Raw genomic sequence first — 830 nt, 5'->3', positions numbered from 1 at the left:
ACCTCCCCATAGTGATAAAAGAGCGATACAGCCTTTCTCACAAAGATGAGGTATAATACTGCGGATAGCTAAATTGAGTGACTAATGAAATTTTATCCAGTAGAGTTCCGTCAGAAAATTCTAGACTGTTATTATAACGAACCAGAAGTGTTGAATCGCTTAACAAAACTTAATATCAGAGAATATAGTAAGTCTATCTATCCCGAATTTAGTTTGAAAAAGCTAGTTTGTCAAACCAATGCACGAAACTTTTTTCCGATTTCATGAAACTCAAAAGACACCGAAGTTTGTCGAGAGTTTTCCCTCCGACAAAACTCGCTACTTCTAACAATTGGAGCAAAAGATAAGCGATTAAGCTTGCGTAAACTTGAAGCGTGATACCGTTGGTATTTTTTGTGATAATTCGGTCTAGCTTTAAGTGCATTTTTAAAAACTTCCAAAGAAGTTCTATTTGCCACCTCTGTCGATAAAGTTCTTTAACTTCTTCGTCGGTAAAACCGCTTTCTCCCGAACTTGGCAAATTCGTAACTAAACGATATTCTTTTCCTTTTTCGTCTCGAAAAACAATCACTCTTGCGAGAAGTTCTCCTTGTTTACCGATTTGATAAATGCCATTCTCTCGACTTTCTAAGGTCGTATTTAAATTCAATCTCATGAGAAAGTATCGTTCTTCCTCCCCGAGTAATTGCTCGATTCTCTCTAGCTTACAAAATCCTCTATCCATCATCAGGACTCGGTTCACGGGAGTTGCGTCTAAAGTTTCTTCCCCGTATTTACTAGACCTCCTGCATGAATAGCAAGACCCCGTGCCGGTTAAGGCAAGTTCGGGG

1 protein-coding gene is annotated in these 830 nt (G+C 38.8%); it reads right to left on the bottom strand.

Translation table 11 applies throughout. From position 1 onward, the window contains the following. Positions 1 to 208 precede the first annotated feature (208 nt). A partial coding sequence (locus V0288_RS24975) for an IS4 family transposase (protein WP_332867909.1) occupies positions 209 to 830 on the bottom strand: 622 nt, incomplete at its 5' end.

This window comes from Pannus brasiliensis CCIBt3594, assembly GCF_036688125.1.
Classification (GTDB): domain Bacteria; phylum Cyanobacteriota; class Cyanobacteriia; order Cyanobacteriales; family Microcystaceae; genus Pannus; species Pannus brasiliensis.
Note: the sequence above shows the minus strand (reverse complement) of the source record. Positions and strands in the feature narration are given on the sequence as shown.